Origin of the sequence: Corynebacterium sp. HMSC06D04 (assembly GCF_001807315.1) — a bacterium.
GTDB lineage: Bacteria > Actinomycetota > Actinomycetes > Mycobacteriales > Mycobacteriaceae > Corynebacterium > Corynebacterium simulans.
In genome coordinates, this window is sequence record NZ_KV788548.1 from 197,976 (window position 1) to 222,353 (window position 24,378).

21 protein-coding genes and 1 tRNA gene are annotated in these 24,378 nt (G+C 54.8%); 14 read left to right on the forward strand and 8 right to left on the reverse strand.

What is annotated here, in order from left to right:
* Positions 1–27 precede the first annotated feature (27 nt).
* Positions 28–330: an ArsR/SmtB family transcription factor gene (locus tag HMPREF3155_RS08295; RefSeq protein WP_061923978.1), complete on the reverse strand. Its 303-nt coding sequence runs from the start codon at positions 328–330 to the stop codon at positions 28–30.
* A gap of 180 nt (positions 331–510) precedes the next feature.
* Between HMPREF3155_RS08295 and HMPREF3155_RS08300 the strand changes: the two genes are divergently transcribed.
* The 3 genes from HMPREF3155_RS08300 to HMPREF3155_RS08310 are packed head-to-tail and all read left to right on the forward strand — an operon-like array spanning position 511 to position 2,921.
* Positions 511–1,890: a glycine--tRNA ligase gene (locus tag HMPREF3155_RS08300; protein WP_061923975.1), complete on the forward strand. Its 1,380-nt coding sequence runs from the start codon at positions 511–513 to the stop codon at positions 1,888–1,890.
* Between the two features lie 25 nt (positions 1,891–1,915).
* A complete protein-coding gene (locus HMPREF3155_RS08305; protein WP_070433043.1) occupies positions 1,916–2,431 on the forward strand; it encodes a hypothetical protein in 516 nt (171 codons plus the stop codon).
* A 16-nt stretch (positions 2,432–2,447) separates the two neighbouring features.
* A complete protein-coding gene (locus HMPREF3155_RS08310) occupies positions 2,448–2,921 on the forward strand; it encodes a hypothetical protein (RefSeq protein ID WP_070433044.1) in 474 nt (157 codons plus the stop codon).
* Here HMPREF3155_RS08310 and HMPREF3155_RS08315 read toward each other — a convergent pair.
* Complete coding sequence (locus HMPREF3155_RS08315; RefSeq protein WP_070433045.1) at positions 2,918–4,954, reverse strand: TPM domain-containing protein; 2,037 nt, start codon at positions 4,952–4,954, stop codon at positions 2,918–2,920. The genes HMPREF3155_RS08310 and HMPREF3155_RS08315 overlap by 4 nt on opposite strands.
* Positions 4,955–5,053: 99 nt before the next feature.
* On the opposite strand from HMPREF3155_RS08315, the gene HMPREF3155_RS08320 reads away from it, so the two are divergent.
* Both HMPREF3155_RS08320 and HMPREF3155_RS08325 read left to right on the forward strand, forming a co-directional pair.
* Positions 5,054–5,632 (forward strand): YdcF family protein, encoded by a 579-nt coding sequence (locus HMPREF3155_RS08320; RefSeq protein WP_070433046.1) that lies wholly within the window; start codon positions 5,054–5,056, stop codon positions 5,630–5,632.
* 384 nt (positions 5,633–6,016) lie between these two features.
* On the forward strand, positions 6,017–7,309 hold the full coding sequence (locus HMPREF3155_RS08325; RefSeq protein WP_070433047.1) for a deoxyguanosinetriphosphate triphosphohydrolase: 1,293 nt from the start codon (positions 6,017–6,019) through the stop codon (positions 7,307–7,309).
* A 473-nt stretch (positions 7,310–7,782) separates the two neighbouring features.
* Here HMPREF3155_RS08325 and HMPREF3155_RS08335 read toward each other — a convergent pair whose 3' ends face one another.
* The 4 genes from HMPREF3155_RS08335 to HMPREF3155_RS08345 all read right to left on the reverse strand — a co-directional run bounded on the left by HMPREF3155_RS08335 (position 7,783) and on the right by HMPREF3155_RS08345 (position 9,753).
* Positions 7,783–8,529, reverse strand: coding sequence for a hypothetical protein (locus HMPREF3155_RS08335; protein WP_061923954.1), 747 nt, complete (start codon positions 8,527–8,529; stop codon positions 7,783–7,785).
* Positions 8,522–8,740, reverse strand: a complete 219-nt coding sequence (locus HMPREF3155_RS12880) for a hypothetical protein (protein WP_070455935.1) — start codon at positions 8,738–8,740, stop codon at positions 8,522–8,524. The genes HMPREF3155_RS08335 and HMPREF3155_RS12880 overlap by 8 nt, the downstream gene beginning before the upstream one ends.
* Before the next feature lie 298 nt (positions 8,741–9,038).
* Positions 9,039–9,287 (reverse strand): hypothetical protein, encoded by a 249-nt coding sequence (locus tag HMPREF3155_RS08340; RefSeq protein WP_061923951.1) that lies wholly within the window; start codon positions 9,285–9,287, stop codon positions 9,039–9,041.
* Positions 9,277–9,753 (reverse strand): guanyl-specific ribonuclease, encoded by a 477-nt coding sequence (locus HMPREF3155_RS08345; RefSeq protein WP_061923948.1) that lies wholly within the window; start codon positions 9,751–9,753, stop codon positions 9,277–9,279. The genes HMPREF3155_RS08340 and HMPREF3155_RS08345 overlap by 11 nt, the downstream gene beginning before the upstream one ends.
* Positions 9,754–9,978: 225 nt before the next feature.
* On the opposite strand from HMPREF3155_RS08345, the gene dnaG reads away from it, so the two are divergent.
* On the forward strand, positions 9,979–11,919 hold the full coding sequence (dnaG, locus tag HMPREF3155_RS08350) for a DNA primase (protein ID WP_070433049.1): 1,941 nt from the start codon (positions 9,979–9,981) through the stop codon (positions 11,917–11,919).
* Here the strand turns inward: dnaG and HMPREF3155_RS08355 are convergent.
* Positions 11,916–12,185, reverse strand: coding sequence for a hypothetical protein (locus HMPREF3155_RS08355; RefSeq protein ID WP_070433050.1), 270 nt, complete (start codon positions 12,183–12,185; stop codon positions 11,916–11,918). The genes dnaG and HMPREF3155_RS08355 overlap by 4 nt on opposite strands.
* Before the next feature lie 415 nt (positions 12,186–12,600).
* Here HMPREF3155_RS08355 and HMPREF3155_RS08360 point away from each other — a divergent pair, with 415 nt between their 5' ends.
* From HMPREF3155_RS08360 to HMPREF3155_RS08370, 3 genes are all read left to right on the forward strand, one after another.
* Positions 12,601–13,902 carry an acid phosphatase gene (locus HMPREF3155_RS08360; RefSeq protein ID WP_070433051.1) on the forward strand — a complete coding sequence of 434 codons (1,302 nt, stop codon included), beginning with the start codon at positions 12,601–12,603 and terminating at the stop codon, positions 13,900–13,902.
* A gap of 123 nt (positions 13,903–14,025) precedes the next feature.
* Positions 14,026–15,237 carry a non-hydrolyzing UDP-N-acetylglucosamine 2-epimerase gene (gene wecB / locus HMPREF3155_RS08365; protein ID WP_070433052.1) on the forward strand — a complete coding sequence of 404 codons (1,212 nt, stop codon included), beginning with the start codon at positions 14,026–14,028 and terminating at the stop codon, positions 15,235–15,237.
* 190 nt (positions 15,238–15,427) lie between these two features.
* The gene (locus tag HMPREF3155_RS08370) at positions 15,428–16,573 is read left to right on the forward strand and encodes a tyrosine-type recombinase/integrase (RefSeq protein WP_168161760.1); all 1,146 of its coding nucleotides are present in this window, start codon (positions 15,428–15,430) and stop codon (positions 16,571–16,573) included.
* A gap of 83 nt (positions 16,574–16,656) precedes the next feature.
* Here HMPREF3155_RS08370 and HMPREF3155_RS08375 read toward each other — a convergent pair.
* Positions 16,657–16,729 (reverse strand) — tRNA-Asn (locus HMPREF3155_RS08375).
* A gap of 257 nt (positions 16,730–16,986) precedes the next feature.
* Between HMPREF3155_RS08375 and HMPREF3155_RS08380 the strand changes: the two genes are divergently transcribed.
* From HMPREF3155_RS08380 to HMPREF3155_RS08405, 5 genes are all read left to right on the forward strand, one after another.
* On the forward strand, positions 16,987–18,306 hold the full coding sequence (locus tag HMPREF3155_RS08380; RefSeq protein ID WP_070433054.1) for a glycosyltransferase family 4 protein: 1,320 nt from the start codon (positions 16,987–16,989) through the stop codon (positions 18,304–18,306).
* 612 nt (positions 18,307–18,918) lie between these two features.
* The gene (locus tag HMPREF3155_RS08390) at positions 18,919–20,982 is read left to right on the forward strand and encodes a glycosyltransferase (protein WP_070433056.1); all 2,064 of its coding nucleotides are present in this window, start codon (positions 18,919–18,921) and stop codon (positions 20,980–20,982) included.
* Positions 20,983–21,090: 108 nt separating this feature from the next.
* On the forward strand, positions 21,091–21,996 hold the full coding sequence (locus HMPREF3155_RS08395; RefSeq protein ID WP_070433057.1) for an ABC transporter permease: 906 nt from the start codon (positions 21,091–21,093) through the stop codon (positions 21,994–21,996).
* The gene (locus tag HMPREF3155_RS08400; RefSeq protein ID WP_168162314.1) at positions 21,989–22,849 is read left to right on the forward strand and encodes an ABC transporter ATP-binding protein; all 861 of its coding nucleotides are present in this window, start codon (positions 21,989–21,991) and stop codon (positions 22,847–22,849) included. Before HMPREF3155_RS08395 ends, HMPREF3155_RS08400 begins: the two co-directional genes overlap by 8 nt.
* The gene (locus HMPREF3155_RS08405) at positions 22,850–24,364 is read left to right on the forward strand and encodes a heparinase II/III domain-containing protein (protein WP_070433059.1); all 1,515 of its coding nucleotides are present in this window, start codon (positions 22,850–22,852) and stop codon (positions 24,362–24,364) included.
* Positions 24,365–24,378: the final 14 nt, after the last annotated feature.

Sequence of the window (24,378 nt, forward strand, 5' to 3'; positions counted from 1 at the left end):
TAGTTTATCAATTAGTTTCCAATAAAGTTAACGGTTAAACAGTGCTGCAGCCTGCTCCAACAAGGAAAGCACCTCGGGAGAGGCCAGCGAGTAGCGCACCTCGCGGCCTGAACGCTTGGAATCGACGATTCCGGCATCTTTTAGTACGCGCAGGTGTTGGCTGATTAGCGGCTGGGATTTGCCGGTGGCGGCCACCAGCTCGTGAACGTAGTGATCGTGGCGGTTAAGGGCCAATATCAGGGTGATGCGCAGGGGTGAATCTAAAGCGCCAATGATGCGGGTAGCGGCGTCGATGTCGAGTGTGTGAAGCGCCGTGGAGGGCTGCGTCATGCAGATCACCTTCAATCCAATTTCTGTTAATCGCTTGAAACAGTACGATACCCCACATCTTGCACAGTGTTGTATAAAATACAAAATTTATTTTCACCCCTCCGCCCACGCGTGGAAGGAGGCAGGATAGACTAGGAACATTGTTCACGGCTGTCCCTTAACAGAGGAGTCTTTTTAACCATGGCAAGCGTCATCGATACCGTTGTAAGCCTGTGCAAGCGCCGCGGATTGGTCTACCAGGCAGGTGAGATCTATGGCGGTTCGCGCTCTGCGTGGGACTACGGCCCCCTCGGTGTGGAACTAAAGGAAAACATCAAGCGCCAGTGGTGGCGCCACATGGTCCAGTCCCGCGAGGACGTCGTGGGTGTTGATACCTCCGTCATTCAGCCGCGTCAGGTCTGGGTTTCCTCCGGCCACGTCGAGGTCTTCACCGATCCACTGGTGGAGTCCCGCCACACCGGTAAGCGTTACCGTGCTGACCACCTGCTCGAGGCATACGAGGAAAAGCACGGCCACGAGCCTGCAAACGGCCTGGCAGACATCAACGATCCTGAGACCGGCCAGCCGGGTGACTGGACCGAGCCGAAGGCATTTTCCGGTCTGCTCAAGACCTACCTGGGACCGGTTGATGATGAGCAGGGCCTGCACTACCTGCGTCCGGAGACTGCACAGGGCATCTTCGTTAACTTCAAGAATGTGATGACTTCCGCGCGCATGAAGCCACCTTTCGGCATCGCGAACATTGGTAAGTCCTTCCGTAATGAGATCACCCCGGGCAACTTCATCTTCCGCACCCGCGAGTTCGAGCAGATGGAGATGGAGTTCTTCGTCAAGCCGGGCGAGGACGAGCAGTGGCACCAGTACTGGATTGATGACCGCTACAACTGGTACGTGGACCTTGGCATCAAGGAAGAGAATCTGCGCCTGTACGAGCACCCGAAGGAGAAGCTGTCCCACTACTCCAAGCGCACTGTCGACGTCGAGTATGCATTCGGCTTCACCGGCTCCAAGTGGGGCGAGCTCGAGGGCGTTGCTAACCGCACCGACTACGACCTTTCCGTTCACGCGAAGGGCTCCGGCGAGGACCTGTCCTACTACGACCAGACCACCGAGGAGCGCTGGGTTCCTTACGTCATCGAGCCGGCAGCCGGCCTGGGCCGTTCCATGATGGCCTTCTTGGTCGATGCTTATGATGAGGAAGAGGTGCCAAACGCCAAGGGCGGCACCGATAAGCGCGTGGTCCTGCGCCTGGACCGCCGCCTTTCCCCGGTCAAGGTTGCAGTTCTGCCGTTGTCCAAGAAGGAAGAACTGTCCACCCCGGCCCGCGAGCTGGCTGCCAAGCTGCGCCAACACTGGAACGTTGACTTTGACCTCTCCGGTGCCATCGGCCGCCGCTACCGTCGTCAGGATGAAATCGGCACGCCTTTCTGCGTGACCTACGATTTCGATTCCCTGGAAGACGGCGCAGTTACCGTCCGCGAGCGCGACACCATGGAGCAAGAGCGCGTCAAGCTCGACGAGCTCGAGGCATACCTGGCCGCCCGCCTCATCGGCTGCTAAAGGCCAAGTAAAGAAGAAAGTAGCGATGCAATACACCAGCTGGGACCGCACTGACAGCCAAAAGCCTGTCCTGCTGAAGGAGGATGGGCCCCTGGCCTTCGGCGTCTTTTCTGCAGATCAGGCAGAAATTGACGGCGAGGTTTGGCAGCTTGCGGCGGACCCGAAAGAAGGCGCCACGGCCCGCGTGGATGGCCGCGTCTATACGCTGCAGGGCCCGCTGGGCCGCGCCAAGCGCCTAGAGGCGGATGCCGCTGGCCGCGCGTTTTCCTTCATCAATGAAAACGGCGGCGACTGGATCGTTGAAGACGCCGCCGGCCACAAGGTCGCGCAGTTTTCGGCAAAGAATTCCGGCGTGCGCAAGGCCATCTTGGAGTTCGACGCGGAGCCCGAGGCGGCCGCACTGAACGACGCCGAGATCATCGCCTTGAGCTGGTTTACCCGTCTCATTCTGGAGGCCAAGACCCGCGGCATGGCGGTGCCCGTTATTGCCACGCTGGGGCTTGCCTCCTTGGTGGCGTTGCTTTCCCTTTTCGTGTTCTAGGCATTTAGCGATATTCGTGAGTACAGAACACCGGCATTGGACGTGGGCCGAAGATTGCCTGCGTGATGAAGAGGGCACCGTATGGGCCACGGTGCGCGCTGACGTGCTGAACGTCAATGAATCCCAGCTGGCTGCGGCGCAGGAGCGCATTTTGCTGGAGCACTCCATCGACAGCGGCAGTCGCCATTTCTGGGTGCGCGGCACGGCCACCACGGGTGAGACTCTGCACGTGGGGCAGCAGGGCGTATCAATCAGCCATATGCAGGCCAAGTGCATGGGCCGTGAGTACACGCTGGATAGGCCTAATCCTTTCCGCAGGGAGCGCCGCATTTATGACGCTTCCGGAAACGAGATTATCCGCACGCGCCCCACTTTTAAGGGTGTGCTGGAGATTACGGATATGCGGCCGCAGCAGGTGCCGGACGTCGACGCCGCGTTTTTAACCTATTGCTGCGCGCTTGTCGACGCCCCGAAGCGCCGGCGGATCTAGAAGGAACCGCCGCGGAAGCCACCGCCCCCGCCGCCGGAGTTTCCGCCGAAACCGCCGCCAAATCCGCCGCCGAAACCACCGCCAAAGCCACCATGGCTGTGGCCGCCGCCGAGCATCTGGCCGATGACCATGCCGGTGATGATGTCTCCCGCGGTGGAGCCGGCAGACTGGACCTGCTGGCGGCGCTGATAAGAGTTGATGTCCTGCTGCGCGGTTCGCGCCGCATTTTGTGCGGCGTTAGCGGCTTGGCGGGAGGCGTCGATGGCGTTGCGCAGATCGGAGTTTTTCAGCTGCATGGCTTGGGCGTGCAGGCGTTTGGCGTCGGCAAGCTGGGTGCGGGCGGTGGCACCCACCACGCGGCCGCGGGTGGAGATGACGTCCTCGGCGGCCTGGATTGCGGCCTGCGCGGAGTGCATCTGCTGGTTGTACAGGTCGAGCTGGCGGGCACGGGTGGCGGTGGCCTCACGCACGGCGTCGAGGCGCTCGTCGAGCTCCGAGTCGATGGTGGTTAGCGCGGTGTAGTGGACGAGTGGGTCGCTGGCCTGGCTGGCCTCCGCCTCCGTAACGGCCGCCTCGGCGCGGGTGGCTACGTCTGCAAGTGCCTGCCAATCGGCCTCAGTGCCAAGCTTTTTGCCTTGCTGCTCCAACTGGCGGGCCTCGTCTGCCTCGCCGCGGACTTCAGCGATGAGCGCGGCGAGATTTGTCTTGGCGGCCGCGAGGTTGGACTCGGCGTGCTCGACGCCGGAAAGGAGGCGGTCTGCCACCTCGATGGCGTGCTCGGCCTCGCGGATGAGGCCCACCAGGCCGCCTTGCTGGCCGGCAGGTGCCGCGGCGAGTTCGCGGCCTCGGTCGAGCTGCTTTTCCGCCTCGCCCACGGAGATTTCTGCCATGTGCGGGTTATCGGCGATGGAGTCCAGCGCGCCCGGGTGGTCTTGCTGCAGTTGTGCCAGAATCTGCTGGGCCTGCGGGATGCGGGCGCGCACGTCCACGCTGCGGCGCGTGAGTTCGTCCAGTTTGGAATCGGCGTTGATCAGCAGATCGCGCATGGCGGCGAAATCCGCGGCTTGGGCATCCAAGGCATCATCGGCCTGGCCACACGAGGAGACGATCTCGATGAGCATCTGGCGGCGCTCGGCCTCGGATTCTGGCGCGGCGTCGTTAAGCCAGCGCTGCATAGCAAAGGCCTTCTGCAAGGTGGAGGTGGAGTGGTTCATCGCGCGGGTAAAAGGACGCGTGCGCTCGGGGCCGAACTCGGCGGTGGCGATGTCGAGCTCCTCCTTGCCGCGGCGAATGGACTCATCGGTAGAGACCAGCTCCTCGCGCGCCAAGGATTCGAGCGTTGCGGTATCAAGCTTATTCAGCGAGTTCGTATCGCCCGGCTCGATGGCGCGCGCTGACTTGAGCGTCTCCGCGGAATCTTTCTTGGTCTTGCGGCGGCCTGCCAACCATATGCCGCCGCCGGCCAGCGCCAGGGCACCGGCACCGCCGGCTAGCCAGCCGGCACCTGAACCAGAATCAGCGGAGCTAGAACTTGAAGAACCCTTCCCGCGGCCCGAGGCAGCTGCGACTAACTCCAAAGCAGAACCGCCGAAGTCATCGTCTGCCAGGCGTGCTGAAGCGGCTTCATACATGGCATTCAGCCGACTTTTTGGCCAGGCCCCACCCGTTTGCACGCCGACCTTGCGGTCTTCGACGGAGACAACATAAATGGCGGAGTTCGGGCCCTTGGAGGTGACGAATTGCTGCGCGAAGTCTTCCGCGGAGCCAGACAGAGTCTTTTCAAAGACTACGTAGAGCACTAGGCCCTCGTTCTTCTGCAGCGTCTTGATTTCATCTTCCAGCTGGTCTTTTTCCTCAGCGGAGAGCACCCCAGAGTTGTCAGTGACCTTAGAAGTAATGCTTGAGGGGGCAGCCTGCGCTAGCACCGCCGGCGCGTTGCTGTGGGGTGGTGTTGCTGCAAAAGCAGTAGGCTGCGATAGCCCTACGATGAGTGCCGCTAGGGCGGCTGAACCGATACGCGCAGAAGAAGTCATGCCCACCAGAATACCGTTAGGCTAGTGCAAATGAGACGCGTTAGCTGCTGCAGGAAAGCACGGAAATTCCGGGAAAAGATTGCCCAGAAATTTAATCTGATGGAGTCTGAAGCGCAGGCAATCATCGTGCTCGGTGCGGCTCAATACGATGGCAGGCCCTCGCGCATCCTGCAGGCGCGCCTCGACGAGGCCCGCCGCATTGCGGTTGCTATACCGGGCGTGCCCATCGTTACCGTCGGCGGCAAGTTGCCCGGGGATCGCTTCACCGAGGCAGAAGTCGGCGCCAAGTACCTTAGTGGCCACGCCACTGTGTTGCCCGTGCCGGAGGGCAACGACACCGTGGAATCCCTGCGCGCCATCCGCCGCAGGCATGGCTTCGAGCGCGTCATCATCGTGACCGACCCGGTGCATCGCTTGCGTGCCTGGCTCATCGCCCGCGACGAGGGGTTTGCGGCACGGGTGGTCGGTGCAGCCGGCTATCCCACGCCCACCTTCGCGCCGCCGTGGTGGCGCTATTTGGCCCACGAGTTGGGTGGCCTGGTGGTCTTCGGCGCGCGGAAGGTACTAGGGGAGGAGCGAGCTGAGCATCTGCGCAGCGGTCTACACCGCATCGAGGCGCTCATCCGCCCGACGCGACGCGCTCGACACGAAGAAATTCGCAATAAAACCGGGAAATAAAGCGCCTTGCCAGCGGCTTTTTGAATGTTTTGCCAGCTATCGCAGGAAATTCCCAGTTGATTTTGGTGGCAAAACCACTTCCTGCTTGCTAGCGTGGTTAATGCAAGTTGCGCATATCGAAAGGAAAACTCATGTTGGACATCATCAACAACGTCTTCAACCTCGTAGCAGACACCCTGCAGGCACTGGTTAACCTGCCTTTCTCCTTCGCTGACAAGCTTTCCAGCGCTTTGTCCAGCAAGTAAGCTCGGACACAGTTAGAGCTCCTGCCCAAGGTTTCCCGTAAAAGGGAGGCTGGGGCAGGAGCTTTTGCATTGCAATGGCAGCCAGACACCCCTACCAGAATCAGAAAAGTACAAGCTCGTTGCGCCTACACTGCACTATGTGAGCTATTCCTATACCCCGCACGACGCCGCCCGCCTCTTCGACGAGAGCCCCAAGGGCTCGGTTTTTAAAAGCAAGTCTGGCCCGGCTGACGCGGATCACCGTGGCGCCTTCGCCCGCGACCGCGCCCGCGTCCTGCACTCTGCTGCTTTGCGACGCCTCGCTGACAAGACGCAGGTGGTTGGCCCCCACGACGGCGATACGCCCCGCACGCGTCTCACGCACTCGCTCGAGGTGGGCCAGATTGCCCGCGGTATCGGCTCTGGGCTGGGGCTTGACCCAGATCTGTGCGACATGGCCGGGCTGACCCATGACATCGGGCACCCGCCGTATGGCCACAACGGTGAGAACGCACTCAACGAGGTAGCGGATATTTGCGGCGGCTTCGAAGGTAACGCGCAGACCCTGCGCATCCTTACCCGCCTGGAGCCGAAGGTGGTCGATGCGGAGGACAATTCTTTTGGGCTGAACCTCACGCGCGCCGCATTGGACGCGGCATGCAAGTACCCGCGGACCAAAACCAATCCGGATGGCAGCGTGAACCGCAAGTATGGTTGCTACGACGAGGACGCCCACATCTTGGCCTGGCTGCGCGAAAGACACGAAGACTCCCGCCCCTCGATGGAGGCACAGGCGATGGATTGGTCCGATGACATTGCCTACTCCGTCCACGACGTCGAGGATGGCATCGTTTCTGGTCGCGTTTCCCTCGCCGTGCTCTGGGACTTGGTGGAGCTGGCTGCCCTCGCGGAGAAAGGCGCCAAAGCTTTCGGTGGCAGTGCGGACGAGCTTCTCGACGCCGCGGATTCCCTGCGTGCCCTGCCCGTCATCCAGCAAGTCAGCGAGTTTGATTCCTCGCTGCGCGCCTATACCACGCTGAAAAAGATGACTTCGGAGCTAGTGGGCCGCTACGTTGGTGCCACGGTGCAAGCCACCCGCGAGGCCAATGGCCCGGAGCTGGTTTTGGGGCGCCAGCAGGGCAACCTTGCCGTGCCAGCGCGCGCGGCAAATGAGGTCAAGCTTTTGAAGACCATCGCGGTGCTCTACGTGATGGATGAGCCGGTGCACTTGGCGCGTCAGGATCGCCAGCGAGAGCGCATCTACCGCGTTTTTGATTATCTTTCCGCCGGCGCACCGGGCGCCCTCGACCCGATGTTCCGCCTGTGGTACAACCGCGCTGAATCGGATGCCGAGCGCCAGCGGGTCATTGTGGATCAGATCGCCTCGATGACCGAGTCCCGTTTGGAGCGGCTAGCGCGCCAGACCGCGGAGTTTTCTGGGTTTATGGGGTAATAGTGCGTGGCCGATACCTCAATCCATAATCCAATCTCTATGCAGCTTCTTAGACGGATTCAGCGTTAAGAGAGGGACTCCCCAAACCTCGTTTTGTTCCGACATTATGGGAACGCCCGGTTCGTGGAAAGCAACCCAGCGCAATGGAAAGTCATTGAATCTGTAAGCGATCCAGCTCGTCGCTGAGAGATACCAGGAATCGGGGTGGAGCGTATGGTTGGCTTTTATCTGTTCCTTGGCTTCCATGAGTTCTATGGAGTGGGAGCCAGACCGCAGCGCCATGCCGACATCGATTCCGAAAATCGAATTGTCAAGTTTCGCGCACCATTCAGGTTGCTAAATAGTGCGCGAAAGTCCCGCAGCTGAAGACTTTTCTTGTCCTTACACGGAGAGATTGTGGACGAGGCGAAGAGAAACCGCCAACGGCGTAGAACGAGGAGCTGACAAATTGACTATCATGCTCATCGTTACAGTTACCAGCTGGAATGTCTCCGTGGCGCTGGGCACCCTGACTCTGGAGGAGACACCTTAAATCCAAGCTCTTGAAGGGCCTTCATCGCCACTGCAGGGTTATCTCGAACGGCAGCTTGTAGCTGAATATCAAACCATGAATTGCGCGAAAGTTTCAGAGCCTTCTCCCAACCTTCATTTCTCTGAAAGCCGCACTCTTCAATCGTGAAATACAAGAAGTCTTCGAGTGAAGGCCGAAACCGATGACCGCCGACAGGAATGTGGAGAGCCTTCAGATTTCCGTCTTTGCGAGGGTCATTTTTCTTTGTCTTGCCGTTTTTCATTAGCGCAGGGCTCAACAAGCCGCCGATCCCAGAAAAATGGATATGTGCTGCTGGTGCGCGCTCTTTCTCACGTTCGTATTCAAATTTAATTGCAGATTGAGTGTGAACACGAATCTCGAATGCGCTGTTCCTGACGGTTAAGAACTTCGAATCGCGATCCTGCGTGAGTTTGTATTCCACAACTAGGGCATAAAGATCGCTGCGTTCTGATTCGACTCGCTTTTCTGCTGAGGTTGTTTTCCGTCCGTAGTAGAGCGGTGCTAATACCGACAAAACGAAGATGCCGTTGCTTTCATTGAGTATGAAATCGGCATCTAAATCGTTGTCTGAAACAGGTAGTGCAGCTTTGATCGTTGAATGTACTTCGTCCGCAAAATCTCGTGCTGCGTCCTCCCCGAAGATTCTCGGGTGTGGGTATTCACTCATCGAGGTCGAGCATCATTTCGACACGGCGAAGCTCATCATAAAGCTCACGCTCTTCAAGAGTGAGACATCCCATGGAGGCTAGGTCTCGCAGATCGCGTCGAGTGATTGGTTGTCCCTCTATAGAAGAGTACTTATCCACGAGCTGATGAGTGAGCATTTTTCTACGAGTTTGCAATTCTGAATTGTTTGTTCGACTGATGGTCAATGACATGGTGTACCTCCTCTAATTTGATTATCTCGCAATCTACATGTGGGGGTAGACATTGTGAGTTGATGAATTCGAACAAATCTAAGTCCATTCGAAAATCCGAGCTGCGATTCCAGATAAAACTACATTTTAACCGCGTATTCTGGGCCATCGCATTTTCTTTTTATTTGCAGAAATGAGACGTAGACACGGCACCCCTGTTGACTGAAGAGTGAGGTTAGAGTTTTGGTTGGAAGTCTTACTACTTACTGCGCTTTGACTGGTATGGGCAGGTGAACTTGGAGCTCCCAGTGCAAGAAGATCAGCGGAAGAGACGAACGCCGTTGTCCCCGAGCACCTCGAGAACCGCCGCGGTGTCAGTGGTGGACAGCTTCCATGCTGAGGACACGATGGTTTCCACTTTGTGCTCGCGCAGGAAGTCCGCCAAGTCGTCGAGGTTGTGCGGGGCAGTGCAGGTATTGCAGCCACGGATGGTGCCGAGTGCGGAATACAGATCTGCGCGGCTTTCAAGCGGCTGAGTGATTAGAACTTTGGAGAGATTATTCAGCATCGGGGATCTCGCAGAAGGATTCGTAGTGATCGTCGGTGTAGTACCAGACATCGGGGTCGGTTTCGCTGCCGCCGCCGGTGACGATGCGCTTGGCGCCGCGGTGGTTTAGGCCGGGCGAATCCACGGTGTATTCGCGGTAGTAGTTCTTGGACTCTTTGGGCAGTACGCCCTCGTAGTTTCCAAAACGCTTGTTGTCATTATTCGGATGGTCGTAGGGCCCGCCTGCCAAGATATCCTCGGCCGTTTCTTCTGCTTCCTCGGGCAGGGTATCCATCGCGCACGAGGCGTAGTGTCCGGAAAAATTCGCGGCGTTGGATGATGAAGCGGAGCTTGCAGTTGAACTCGTGGACTGCGAGCTACCAGAATCACTGCCAAGGTCGATTCCGAAGTAGCCAGCGGCTGCGACTAAGAGCAAGCTGCCGAGGACGGCTAAGGGCTTCTTCTTGGAGGAGGGGGGATTGGCCATACCCCCATCTTTGCAGGGATTTTCCTGCAATGAAAATCTAGCTAGCACTGGGAAAACACTCGGACCTTCTGCATTTTCCAGGTTTGGCTTTTGCCGCTTTTTGTCTACCCCAAGGGTGGGTAAATTTCTGTTCTTTCCAGCAGCTTTTCCATCTGTAGTTGTTGGGCAACTGCATCTGCACCCCAAGGCAAGCCAGCAACCCACAAGCGGGGTAGTCTTTAGCGCATGGCACAAGGCAGAATTCCGGAGAGCGACATCCAAGCAATCCGTGAACGCGCGCCTTTGGAAGAAATAGTGGGCGAGTATGTACAGCTCAAACCAGCTGGCTATGACTCCTTGAAGGGTCTGTCGCCCTTCAAGGAAGAGAAAACGCCTTCCTTCCACGTGCGCCCGCAACGCGGTTATTATCACTGCTTTTCCACGGGCAAGGGCGGCGATGTTTTTAGCTTCCTGATGGAAATGGAGCAGGTCTCTTTCCCCGAAGCAGTCGAGGCGGTGGCTCAAAAGATTGGCTACCACATCAATTACCAAGGCGGCAGCACCGGCAATCGCAACGAAAAACCTGGCACTCGGCAGCGCCTTATCGCGGCGAACAAGGCGGCCCACCAGTTCTACCGAGAGCAGCTAGAGACCCCGCAAGCAGCCAAGGCGCGCGAGTTCCTACTCGATCGTGGCTTTGGCCGCGAGACCATATATGACTTCGAGTGCGGTTATGCCCCGGAGGGGTGGGACACTGCCACCAAGCACCTTCTGCGCATGGGCTTTTCCTTTGAGGAGCTAGAGGCTGCCGGCATTTCCAAGATGGGCAAGCGCGGGCCTATTGACCGCTTTCATCGGCGCCTGCTGTGGCCCATCAAGGACCTTTCGGGCAACGTCATTGGCTTTGGTGCCCGCAAGCTTTTTGATGATGACAACCTGGGCAAGTACATGAACACGCCTGAGACCATGCTCTATCACAAGTCCAAGGTGCTCTTTGGCTTGGATTTGGCCAAGCGCAACATCGCGGAAGCACACCAAGCGGTGGTGGTGGAGGGCTACACCGACGTCATGGCGATGTATGCCGCGGGCGTGAAGACCGCCGTGGCCAGCTGTGGCACCGCGTTCGGCGGCGATCACCTGCAGGTCCTGCGCAGGTTGATGCTGGATGATTCCTACTTCAATGGCGAGCTCATCTATACCTTCGACGGTGATGAGGCTGGACAGAAAGCCGCCATGCGCGCTTTCCAGGGGGAGCAGTCCTTTACTGGGCAGTCTTTCGTTTCGGTGGCCCCTGATGGCATGGACCCTTGCGATTTGCGCCTGGCCAAGGGCGACGCCGCGGTGCGTGAGCTCATCGCGGACCGCATCCCGATGTTCGAGTTCGTCATCCAGTCGGTGCTTAGCGAATACCGCATCGATACCGCTGAGGGGCGTCTGCAAGCATTGCGTCGTGCGGTGCCCGTGGTGGCACAGATTCGCGATGCCCCGCTGCAGCGTGAGTACGCCCGCCGCCTAGCCGGCTGGGTGGGTTGGCCCAACCCGGAGGAAGTCCTGCAGCAGGTTCAGCAGGAGGCTCGCCGACCTAAGAAAAAGGACAAGAAGGCACGGCTTGCCGACGCCCCGATTAAAGCCGGCACGCCCGCTCCCGCACAACAGAACACTCCGGTCTTCCACGTGCCAAGCCCCCGTGAGACCCACCTGTGGCCGCAGCGGGAGGCCCTAAAGCTGGCCTTGCAGTACCCGGGCCTTGCCGGTTCTTATTTTGACGGGATTACCGCCGATGCGTACTCGAACGAGTCTTACCGCATCATCCGCGAGGCAATCTCTACCGTCGGTGGCGTTGCTGCCGGAGCCAACCTGCCCAGCGTGGAATGGATCGCCGCTGTGGCAGGGGAGATGCTCGATCTCACTGCGCGCAACTTTGTCAGTGAGCTTGCCGTGGAACCCATCAAGGTGGGCGATGAGTCCGATCCCAAAGCTTGGGAGGTCTATGCTGACAGCGTACTTTCCCGCCTCCAGGAAGCCCGCGTGGGCGACCAAGTAGCCCTAATCAAGGCCCAACTAGGCCGCATGCGCCCCTCCGACGACGAGCAAGCCTATAACTCGCTTTTCGCCGATCTCGTCGCCCTTGAGCAAGCCCGCCGCGAGCTTAACGACAGGGCATTCCGTGGGCCGCAGCCTAGCTAGTCTTCGTCAGGCTCGTAGATACGGTCTTGGCCGTCTAGCTGGTTTCCTTTGATGCGGCGGCCGCGGCTTAGATCCTTTACCTCTTTCATGCGGGGTTCTGGATCGAGCTTGTTTGCCACTGCCTTGCGGGTGGCGTTTACTGCGTTCTTGGTGACGGGGGAGTTGATCGCTTTTTCGTATGCGCCCTTGATCTGGTGATAACGCTTGCGGCCGGCCTTGGTACCAAAGACATAACCTGCGGCGGCGCCTACTACGAATTGGATCATGGTTGGAGTATCTCACCCTTCAGGTAGTGATTTAACGCTAATAACCTCACCCAGCCTACCTGTATCGGTGGTGTAGTGGTGGGTATCCTCATTGATGAAATTTATTGTGACCGCTTCCCAACTCGGGTAAAGCACGATAGTTTAAAGACGTGACCGCTCGATCTTGTCTCTCGCAAGCGGCATCAGCCGCAATAGCCATGGCCGCCCTGACCACGGCCGCCATCGGTGTTGTTCCTGTCAGCTCGGATTCGAACGAAGATGAAGTAAGCAACGTTCGAAGCTAAACCCATCTCAGCTAAATCCATCGCGCCACCAGAAAAGATCATCTTTTAGCCGGAAAAATTTAACTTTCTCGCCACCTTATGCAGCTAGCGTTCTGTGCGTTCTTGTTGCTAATTCAATGGAGAAAGTAAATATGGTTCGTCATCGTTATTCGATAGTTGCTGCTTCCCGCCGTTCTGTAGCGGCCGCAATTCTGGCAGTGGGTGTAGCGGGTGCAGGCGCACATGTGAACCCTGCGCCGGCTAGTGCACAGCTATCGTCTTCGATGCCAGCGCTTACGGGGGCTGTTACCGGTTCGAGCAGTGGTGCCCCAGCAGTCCAGCATGACGGCGCACCAACCCCAACTCCATTCACCACCGACTACTTGGTTGGCTTTCCTTCCGATGTCTCTTCCTACCAATACGGCGTCTACTGGGAAGTAGTCCGCATGTTTGACCATGTGAAGACCCAGCAGCCAATTATGGATGAGAACCTCGAAAAGGCCATCGCCATCAACAACGCTGCTGCCGATGATCCAGCGCTGATTAAGCGCGCTCAGCAAGATGCGGCTGCTGACACTGACGGCGTGATGCTTGCGGTTTCTGACGCACTGGGTGAGGAGTTTGGCGCCGCTTTCCGCGATGCTCTTGCCGAGCACCGCCTGCCAAAGACGGAGTACCTGTTGGGAAATGGCTACCTAGCTCGTGCCGGTGGACTAGCTAGCTCTACCTTCGCGGAAAAGTACCACTTCAACGTGCGACGTCCTTTCCAGGTAGCACCCGATGCTATTCACAAGTACAACGACGGTAAGAAGGACTATTACGGCACCACGCCAGCCTTTCCGTCTGGCCATACAAACCAGGCAACTTGGATCACCACGTTGATGGCCCACATGCTCCCGGAGGTTGCACCGCAGCTCGTGCTGCGCGGCGCGGAAGCCGGCAACCACCGCGTGGTCATGGGCGTGCATTATCCGCTCGACGTTATCGGCGGCCGTATGACGGGACAGGCCGCAGCAGCCGACCGTCTCAACGATCCACGTATGCACGATGCGCTTGACCAAGCAGCGGCCGAAATCCGTGCAGAGATGAAGTGGCGCACTGGCAAGGACATCTCCGAGCTCGTAGCCCAGCAGGCTGATGCGGGTAAGAATTACGCTACCGACGAGCAGGCGGTTGAGCGTTATGCTCCGATGCTGGACTACGACTTTAAGCCAGCTTATGCCACCGATGCTCCAATGATTGTCCCGAAGGCCGCGCCGGTCCTGCTCGAATCAACCCATCCCGAGCTCACTTGGGAGCAGCGCGCCGAGGTGCTTCGCCAAACCGCAAACCCAGCCGGCCACCCCCTCGACTGGCAGGGCGAAGCAGGCTCCTGGCAGCGCCTAAATCTGGCAAAGGCCATGGCTGCGACGGTAACTGTCAATGCGGATGGATCGGTGCAAGTCACCGAGTAACCCGATTTCATTGGGAACCCACCCCAGTATTGGTCATACCCGCGCGCGAAGAGACAGAAACGTGCAATCATTGGCGAGACAGCAAATGTTGGTATGACACCTAAAACGCTTCCAAGGAGCACAATGGCTAAGCCGAAAATTATGACTGTGTACGGTACTCGACCTGAAGCAATCAAGGTCGCACCGGTCATCAAAGCTCTAGAGGCTGATGATCGCTTCGAGTCCGTTGCAGTCTCTACTGGCCAGCACAAGGAAATGCTGGAGCAGGTAAACACCATGTTTGGAATTACCCCCAAGCATGATCTGGGATTGATGAAGCCGGGACAGACCCTCAATGAGATTGTTTCCCGTGCAATTGCCGGCCTCGATGAGATCATCGTTGCTGAGGAGCCGGACGTCATCATTTCCCAGGGTGATACATCAACGGCCATGGCAGCGGCTCTTGCGGGCTTCCACCGCGGTGTGCAGATCGTTCACCTGGAGGCAGGACTGCGTACCGGCAACATCTTGTCCCCGTTCCCGGAGGAAGCAAACCGTAAGATCATCGGTCAGGTTGCAGCCCTGCACCTTGCGCCGACTGAAGGTGCAATGGAGAACCTGCGCCGCGAGGACGTTCGTTCTAAGGACATCGTTGTAACCGGTAATACGGTTATTGATGCTCTCCTTGAAGCAGCAACTTGGGACATCGAATTCTCGGATCCAACTCTTGCTGAGGCCGCTAACTCGGACAAGCGTTTCGTTGTTGTAACCACACACCGCCGCGAGAACCTTGACGCGATGAAGGAGATCGGTGGTGCTGTACAGGATCTAGCAAAGACATATCCGGATACTATTTTTGCGCTGCCGCTGCACCTGAACCCTAAGGTCCGCGAAGCAGTTCTTCCGGAGGTCGAGGCGCTGGAGAACGTCATCATTACTGATCCTCTTCCGTACGATCAGTTCACCAAGCTCCAGAACCGTGCGGCCATTATCCTGACCGACTCTGGCGGAGTCCAGGAGGAAGCACCTTCCTTGGGCAAACCGGTTTTGGTCATGCGCCAAAACACCGAGCGCCCTGAGGCCGTCGTCGCCGGCACCGTGAAGCTGGTGGGAACCAACCGTGAGCTTATCGTGGCAGAGGCAAAGCTTCTGCTTGATGACAATGCTGCTTATTCTGCAATGGCTAATGCCGTTAACCCATACGGCGATGGCAAGGGCGCTCAGCGCTCGGTTGCAGCAATTGCGGAGCTTCTAGAAGTAGGAAAGCGTTTGCCAGACTTTAGCACTGAGTTGGTGCCGGATGAGGTACCGCGTTTTGAAGAGGTCGTAGCTCCGGAGGAAGAGCTGGAAAAGTAAACAGCCTGCAGTTCACTCTGACATAAACTAACCGCCGCATTGGAACACCCATTGTGTTCCAATGCGGCGGTTTTGTATTTCTCAGTGGGTAGGCCAAATTTAAGTCTTCATTTGGGATTGGAACTAATCGCACTTTTGATCAGTCCAATAGAGCATGGAGGAAAATAGTGAGCCCAAGGTAGGCGGCGTTGTGATTGACAACGTAGTACGCACTGATACGGGGTGGAAGGCCATAGGGCGGACGAAGGACTTCAGTGGTGCCATCGTTGAACTTAGTGAGGTTGGCGCCAGCAGGGAAGAAGTGCAACGTCTGTTGGAAGAGCGTGGTTGGGCATTGGTGTTCAACGAGCAGCGCTTTGCCGTCACTGCGCGGATGACGGTGTTGGAACTGGTTGACATTGCTCTGCAAGCATTGCGCACTGGGGAAATCGGGCAAGGAAATCGAATTCAAACCGTGAACATGTATCAGCGTGCACGGCGGTTTCTCGTAGGCGAGCGTGGCATTCCAGCGCTGGGGAATCTCCGCCTGGAAGATTGTGAGGCGCGCGTAGTCCATTCTTGGCTGTCACGAGTGGCGGACAGCTCGCTTGCTTCAGCGCGGCATCTGCGAATTCTGCTCTTACATGCCTTCTCGATAGCTGAGCGGCAAGGGCTTGAGCTATGGACACAGAACCCCGCGCGGACTGCTCAGCTGCCGCAATTGCCGCGCGCTGAACCGGTTGAGGTTACACCGGAGGAGTTTAATGAGCTCCTTGCGCAGATCCTTGCTTGGGAAAGTCAAGGAAAGCGTACCGACCTTTCAGGGATGGTGTGCTGCTACATGGCAACCGGAATTCGTCCGGGAGAACTTCCCGCGCTGCTGTGGGAAGAAGTGGACTTGGATAGCAAGCCGGCGACGATGATTGTCAGTGGCTGTGCCGTATACCAAGACGGAAAGTTAGTTCGGCAGCCGGAGCCGAAGACCGCGGCCGGCTTTCGCGAAATTGTCATCCCTGAATGGTTTGCGGAGATGTTGCGTGAGCGATTTGCCCGCCGCGATCCGAATGTGCCTTATGTTTTTCCCAGTAGGGCCGGAACGATGCACAGCATGCACAACCTCGGCAATAGGTTCCGGCAGGCGCGTGGCGCGCGCTTTAAGCACATCAAGCTGAAGTCTTTCCGCTCCACTGTCGCAACCGTAATCGCCCGCGAAAAGGGGGCTGAGGAAGCAGCCAGACATCTAGGGCATACAAGCCCTGCGATCACCGGTCGGCACTACATAAAGCGCGCAAACAAGACCGGCGACCACAACGATATCCTCGAGGCACTAAAGCCCACTGTGTTCGACGAGCAGTAGGGAAGTCCAAGCCCAAAGCTTTATGAACCAACGCGATACAAAACGAGAAAAAGAACCGCCTGAAATCAGGCGGTTCCTGTCTGCTCCTCCAACTGGGCTCGAACCAGTGACCCTTCGATTAACAGTCGAATGCTCTGCCAACTGAGCTATGGAGGAATGTGTTGTGAGCTGAGCTGAGCTGAGATGCGCTCTCTCTGCAACGAGGTCTAACTATATATGCTTGCGAAGCTTGGGGGCAAATCAGCAGGTAATTGAGGCTATTTCTTCTCCAATGAGGCCTAAATAACTAGGCTTCCTACTCTGCAGGGTATTGAATACTTATTGTGCTAGTGTTCCGTCTATTAAACTGATTCTATGCTTGTCGGGACCTTTTAAGTGCTTGGGAAGTGCCGAAATTGAAAGGGGAGTAAGTGATGCGAATACTTGTGCTTTCGCAATACTGGAGTCCTGAGAACGGAGTGCCCCAAAGGCGTTGGAGCTGGCTTGCAGCTCAGTTGCGAGAGCGTGGGGTGGAGGTAACTGCTATTGCTCCGCCACCTCGTGAATTGCGTAAGCTAACCAAAAGACAATGGGTCCGTAAACAGATTCAGCTTCTGAGGCCCCAAGCTGTCGAGCTAGGGCCGTCTCTTGAGCGCGTTTACCGGACTGGTTTTATACCAGCGAGTAGCTCGTTGACAGGGCGGGCATTTAATCAGCTAGTCATTGCTATCTCAACTGTGGGAACCGTATTCTCTCAGAAGATTTACGGGAAAAACAGACGGCCAGATTTTATTATTGGAACCGTTCCAGCTTTGCCAACAGCAGTTTCAACTTGGGTGGTGGCAAAGCTTTCAGGGAAGCCGTATGTGATCGACCTGAGGGATGCATGGCCCGAATTGCTTGATGAATCCAAGTCTTGGAATTTTGAGGTTGGGGAAACATCTTTTAGGGAAAAAGTTTTGGGCGGCATGCCTCTCAGACTGTTGGCATCGGGTGTGACCCGATTTCTAAATATGGTCTATTCACAAGCACTTGCGTTGATTGTAACTTCGGAGCAACATGCAAAGTTTCTAGCAGAGGCAAAGGCAATCGATTGTCCGATCTTCGTCATACGAAACGTTTTCCCTCCAAGTTTCTCTCAAACCGTCGAACCCTATAGTAGGAGTGACGGGCGACTAAACGTTTTGTACGCCGGAACTGTCGGTAGGGCTCAAGGACTATCTGACGCTCTCAAAGCGATAAAAATTCTTAAAGAAGAATACGGGGTGCAAGCATGCTTGCGAGTCATCGGTGATGGAGCGGCATGGGGCGCATTAAAACGACAAAGTGAAGAGTTTGATTTGCCCGTTGAATTCCTGCATTCAATTCCTTCGGGCAGCTTGGTGGACCACTATAAGTGGGCAGATACCTCCCTAGTGCATTTAGCCAACTGGCCTGTATTGGAGTTGGCGATCCCAAGTAAAACCTATGAGTTGATGGAGAAAGGAATGCACTTGTCGGTCGTTGCAAAAGGGGAGACGGCGCAGATCGTCCAAGAGCATTCTGCTGGGATCGTGGTGCCGCCTGGCGAACCTCACCAATTGGCTACGGCTTGGGCTGAGGCTGTGCAGCAGGGTGACGCTTTTACCGGCTCTGCAACGGCAAGCGAATGGGTCGAACGCGAGCGGGAGATAGTTGTCAATCAAACGCTAGAGCAGTTTCTAGGATTATTGCGGAATGCCAGCCGAGGGAGGAATAGTGATTCAGAAAAGTGACTTCTACGATGAGCTTTCCAGTACAGACCTGGTAGGTGTGTTTGAGACAGGGGAGAGCAACATAGAGCTTACTTGGGTTAGAGATATCTGCGTTTTCTCGACACTCAGCGAATTGCTCGAGGAACTGAAAAAACAGGGAGCCCCTTATAGGACAGTACTTGTTGAAAGTGAAAGGGTCAGAAGAGAGACCTCTGCATTCTTAGAGGTGATGGAACTAAACCTCGAGAATCGTGCGCATATCATTGTGTCCAATGAATCTTATGGTGGTAAGGCGGCTCCTAGTTTGGAGTTTGAATCTTTAGTCGCGTCAGTGTCAGAGCGAATATGCTTTGTAGACCAAGAAATGCCCGTTTGTGGAGAAGACACCCCCCAACAGCATGGTCCTCGGGGGGAAAATCCGGAAGCAACGGCTTTTCTACAGGAATTGCAAGGCGATACCAAGATTTTTTCTGAAGATAGCCGGCCAAGAAAGCGAACGCGAGCCTCACGTAACAGGTTGAGTGAACTGCTTAGGCGCCTCTATCCCTTTTTTAGGAAATGGATACCAGCGAAGGCCGCTAGCTATGCAATTGTGCTCCTGAGGCGTATTGAAAGTGTATGGAGGGGTTCAAAGTGAAAATTTCAATCGTTATTCCTACTTACAAGGGGCGCGCCCGCTTAGGTGAAATCGTTGAGTGTCTCGAAAAACAGACGATAGGTACTGAGAGCTTCGAAGCTATCTTTGTGGTGAACGGCCCTGAAGACGGTTCCTATGAATACTTGAGAAGTGAGTGCCAGTGCAAGGGAAAGTTGAGGGCAAAGATCCTTAAGCTTTCTGGGAAAGGTGCTGGATATGCAAGAAACTTTGGTATCCTAGCGTCCCAAGGCGAATATTTGACCTTTCTTGACGACGACGACACTATTGGGCCGAAATATCTTGAGACCTTGTTGTCGAAAGCTGGGGCAAACAGGGTGGTCTGTGCCCAAATGAAAGACTTAGACTCATTAGGGAATGAGCTTAATTCTACACTGGCAGATCGCCTAGCGGTTTGCTTGGGATCAGTTAAGACTTTAGAGGAAGTGCCTTGGGTGATGGGGTATAATGCTGCGAAACTAATCCCACGAGGCCTTGTTGGTAGCAACCGATATGTGGAAAGTCTGCGCTCTGGCGAAGACGTCGTCTTTAACGCAAGGGTTATGTTGCCGTCTTCTCCGGAAATATGGTTTGTTGAATCTACGGACCAGTCTTATTATTTCCGACATGTGCGCGACGGTAGTCTTTCCCGAGTCGGTGAGAGCTTTGATTTTAACGTCATTCAACGGTTCGAGGTTTTGAAGGAACTTGTTGATATAGATTCAACCCCCAAACTGGTTGATGCGCAAAAGTCATTAATACGTTCTCAGCTGGGTTTTGTCAAGCGTTATTTGGCAAGTCACCCATCATCGTTGAAGAGAGTCCGTGAAGTTGGGGGTGAGTATCCATTGCCGGGGTGGATATGGGAGGAACTGAATCGCGGGGCTGGTTCAAACAGTCTAGTTATAAGCTTCTGTTTCCCGCCTTTTTCTGACCCCTCATCCTCGGTTGTCGCCAAGCGTATACATGATTGGAGGGAACCCGTAGACGTAATTTGTAATGATATGTCAACGGTAAGGAGAACTGACTGGACCTTAAAGGCTGTGTCGGCCCCCTTTGTATGTAAGGTTACTGAGCTGGATTCGCCCAACTATTTCTCGGACTGGGGCGCCTTATTGGATTTTGGTGAGAAAGCGAAAGCGGCTTTCATTAAAAACCAGTTCGCTGGACGGAAATATGAAAAACTATATTCTAGAGCTCTTTGGGCGGGTTCTCATCTAGCGGGCGCCTTAATTAAATTGAATACCGGTGACAGCATTCGCTGGACCGCTGAGTTTTCCGATCCGCTTAGATTTGACGTTACTGGTAAGCATCGCTCTGGGGTCATTGAGAGTGGCGCTGTAGTTGAGGAGATTCTTTCGAAGATTCTTAGATCGGGTCTGCCTAGGATAACCATCGAATCGGTATTTGATCTTATTGAAGCCGCAACCGTACTTCTGGCAGACGAATTAATATTTACGAACGAAAATCAGAAGCGGATCATAATGTCCTCATATCCAGGTGGCTGGGTAGAGCTCATTGAGGCTAAATCGACAATACTACCTCAGTCAACGCTTCCCGCGACTTTCTATCGAAGGCCGTCAATCCCTAAGGCCGCCGTCGACGGGGGTGACAGAAGAATCAGGATAGGTTATTTTGGGAGTTTCTATCCCAACAGAGGGGTGGGACTCTTGGTCGACGCCTTAAATGAGCTCGATACTGCGGATAGTAAACTATTTGAGTTTCATTGTTTTGTTCCCGATCCCGTGACAGCCCAGAAGAAATTGAATGAGGTAGGTAGAAATGCTTCCATCTACGTTCATCCCTATCAGCAATATATTCCTTTCCTGCGGACGCTTTCTGGATTTGACATCCTGTTGGTCGTTGACTCGGATACACGAGACTGCTTTGAGGTGAACCCATTTTTGCCATCTAAATATAGTGACTATGTTGGGGCGGCGGCGAAGCTTTGGGGGTTTGTTCAACCTGGCTCACCGCTTAGCGAGCTAGACTTGGATTTCAAGACGGAATTAGGAAACCGGAGGTCTATCGTGGAGACGTTGAAGGAGGTCTGTCGGACATAGCGGGTATAGTTGTTCAGGTTGGTTGGCAGGGTAAGATTCGATTTGCTGAAGGCGTGAAAAGTTCTTACGCAGCGGCAATGAAGAGGCTCCATGGATAGGCGGACACTGATGTCTACTGATGTAAACAAATCTAGGAAGCATCCTGACAATGAGGCTGCTCTGAAAGGCTACTACCTTGTTAACTCTGAGTGTTTAGGACCAGTTTCTGATGATTTGACGATAGTGGGGCATCTGCGAAGCCTTTGGAACTTTCGGTACTTCATCCTTGCTGATGCCAGATTTAGAGCCTTTAGAACAAATCAAGATTATCGGTTGTGGAAAGCTTGGCTAGTGGTCTACCCCTTGCTCGAGGCGGCATTATATGGTCTGATGTTCGGATTGGTGCTCCGAGCCTCGAGGGGTATAGATAATTATGTTGGTTACCTCTTGCTCGGTATCTGCTTATTTAATATGATTTCGAGGATGACATCTTCAGGACTTGGCCTGGTTCGGGGATCGCTCCAAGTGATTAGAAGTTTTCAGTTTCCAGCAGCCGCCGTAGTGCTTTCCAATTCTTTAAGGCAGTTTCTTGATAGTTTGCTTTCAATAGGGGTGGCAGTCATTGCTGCCCTAGTATTTCAAAGCGGAAATCATTTCTCATTTCGGCTGCTGGGGATAGTGCCCGTTGTTATTCTGGCTGCAGTTTTTGGTACTGGGTGCATGTTCTTGGCTGCGAGAATGACGGCTTTTGTACCTGATGTAAAAGTCATTGCTGAGCTTTTTATTCGAGCCTGGCTCTTTATGTCCGCAGTGTTTTACCCAATAGAAAGATTTGAAGGGTTTGGTGCAGTCTACACGGTAGTACGGAATAATCCAGCGTTCGTATATATGGACGCGGTCCGGGGGATCGTGTTGGAGGGGCAGCTACCAGCGTTGATGAGTTGGGCAATGATGATCATTTGGGGATTCGGGACGCTAGCGGTTGGCGTTCTGGTGTTTGAGGGGGCTGAGGGTAGGTATCGAACCCTTGCATAATGAAGAATTTATCGGATATGTGCCCGATCCTTCAGTGGTGGTGGAACGTGTTAACAAAGCATATCGTCAGCGAGGCACGACTTCTGAGGACGCAGGCAGTGGTGCTCGACATCAAGATGACGTAAATACTGCTGTCAAGGGAATCTCGTTCTTCGCAACCAGAGGGGAATCGATCGGTGTCCTAGGCCGCAATGGGTCAGGTAAATCAACTTTGCTCCGGATGATTGCCGGGGCAGAGGCACCCACGTCGGGCTCGATTTGGGCATTGTCCAAGCCAACTTTTCTGGGCGTGAAGCCAGCATTGATCGGATACCTCGATGCTCGTCAGAATGCATACCTAGGTTGTCTGGCCTTAGGGGTTCCTAAAGCGGAAGCGATATTGAAATCGGAAGAGATTGTCGAGTGGGCGGAATTGGGGCCGGCCGCTTTGAGGCCGTTAAGTACGTACTCGTCGGGTCAATCTGCGCGCTTGAGTTTTGCGATTTCGACGGCAATAAGGTCGGATATTCTAATAATCGATGAGGCGCTTTCAACTGGGGATATTGGGTTTGCGGAGAAGGCTCAACAAAGGATGCGCGATATGTTGAATGACGCAGGGACAGTCTTCTTGGTTTCCCATTCAATGAGTGAGATCGAGAAGAATTGTAACAGGGCACTTTGGATTAACGATGGCGTGCTAGTTGCCGATGGGGACGCGAAATTGGTCTCGGGATCCTATAAGAAATGGATCTCTTTGAGGAACGCTGGCGACGTTGACGGCGCGAAAGAACAGTTGAGTCTCTCGAAACGGTACTATCCTCCGAAACGGTTTGTAGTTGAAGATGAGGATACTTGGAAGATAAGGACTGCTTAGATGTCGGCTCAGAGTTTTGCAGATAGTCTCTACCGTGAATGGTCGATGGGGTGGGGGTGGAGTCTAGAAAAGAAAGACGAGGGATATGTTGTAAAAAATTCGATCAATGCTTCCCATCCAGTCGTACGAAGTCCGAAGAGTTGGAGTGAGCTAATCCGGACAACACAGAGCAAATCAGAGATGCTTTGGGCACTTTCCCTAAACTATCTCGTGGACATCGCTAAAACTGATCCCATTTACGCTGAAGCTGCACTTGTGTCTTTTTACGATGCTTTCAAGATTTCTAGGCACGAGTTGTCGGTTTTTCTTGGTACGTCTTGGGATCACTGCTGTGCTATGCGACTTAAATCATTGGTAGCTCTGAGTTCGACTCAATCGCCTTTGCATAAATCTGCTAGAAAACTCTTGGAATACGAAATTCAGGGTGAGGATTACTGGGCGTTGGTTGCTCGAAACAATCACGGTCTGATGCTACTAGAATCGTTAATTGCGGCACAGATCGTTAATGATGTGTGCGATAAGCATTTCTTTCATCGTGCAGCACTTCAATTAGAAGAAATCCTAGCCTATGTATTCGGCGAGGATGGATTTTGCAATGAGAATTCGACATTTTACCACCACTTGTATATACGCATTCTGACTGGAATTGTAGGGAAATTTGAAAAGGTTGACAGCTGTCGCGAAGTGCTCAATACTGCTAGTTCGTATTTAGACTTGGCTAATGAGTCGATTCGAAAGATTTGTTACCATGACGGAAGTCTGCCGGCACTTGGAGATTCGAACCCGATCGCGACCGCTTACAGTTCGGACCTAGGTACTGCTTGGTCCCAAAGGACGGGCCTATGGGTACACAAAAGTGAAGATCTGTTTCTTTCCTTTAAATGCGGGTTTGAGAGCGACGTTCATAAGCATGCCGATGACACCTCGCTTAGTCTTCGCTGTGGCGGGGAGGATTTGATTCTGGACTCAGGAACCTGTAATTACGACTATTCGGATCCAAGGGTTTTTTCACTTAGGACACAGACCGGGCATTCAGGGCTTTACTTTAGAAAATTTGATCCAATTCATCCAGCAAAGCTTTACGGCGATGCGGGAATGGTTATCTCGAGGTTAGTCTCCCCGCGCCCTGGAAATGTGCGGGGAGCCTATTTGGCCTCTGGAAATTATGTTGCCCATCGGGCCATAAAGTTGCTCTCGAACAGACACTTTCGGGTTGAGGATTGGTGGAGCTCGATCTCTGGTGATAAGCCAGTGCATAGGTTCATCGTGCCTGAGAATGTACGAATTGAATATTCACCTAGAGAGATTGTACTTATCGGCAAAAAGGTGAAGTTGTGCATGAAAACAAGCGATCGGGTGTGGTGTGAGATTACCGTTGGCGAGCAAGCCGGGACACACCGTGGGTGGATCTCGCGCTTTGCTAACAAGGTTGAGCCTGCCCAATGTCTCGAGGTGCAAACCAGAAGCCTTCGGAAAAATTCGCTGAGTTTCGACATGAAAATCCAGAGCATTTAAGCTCTAATAATTAT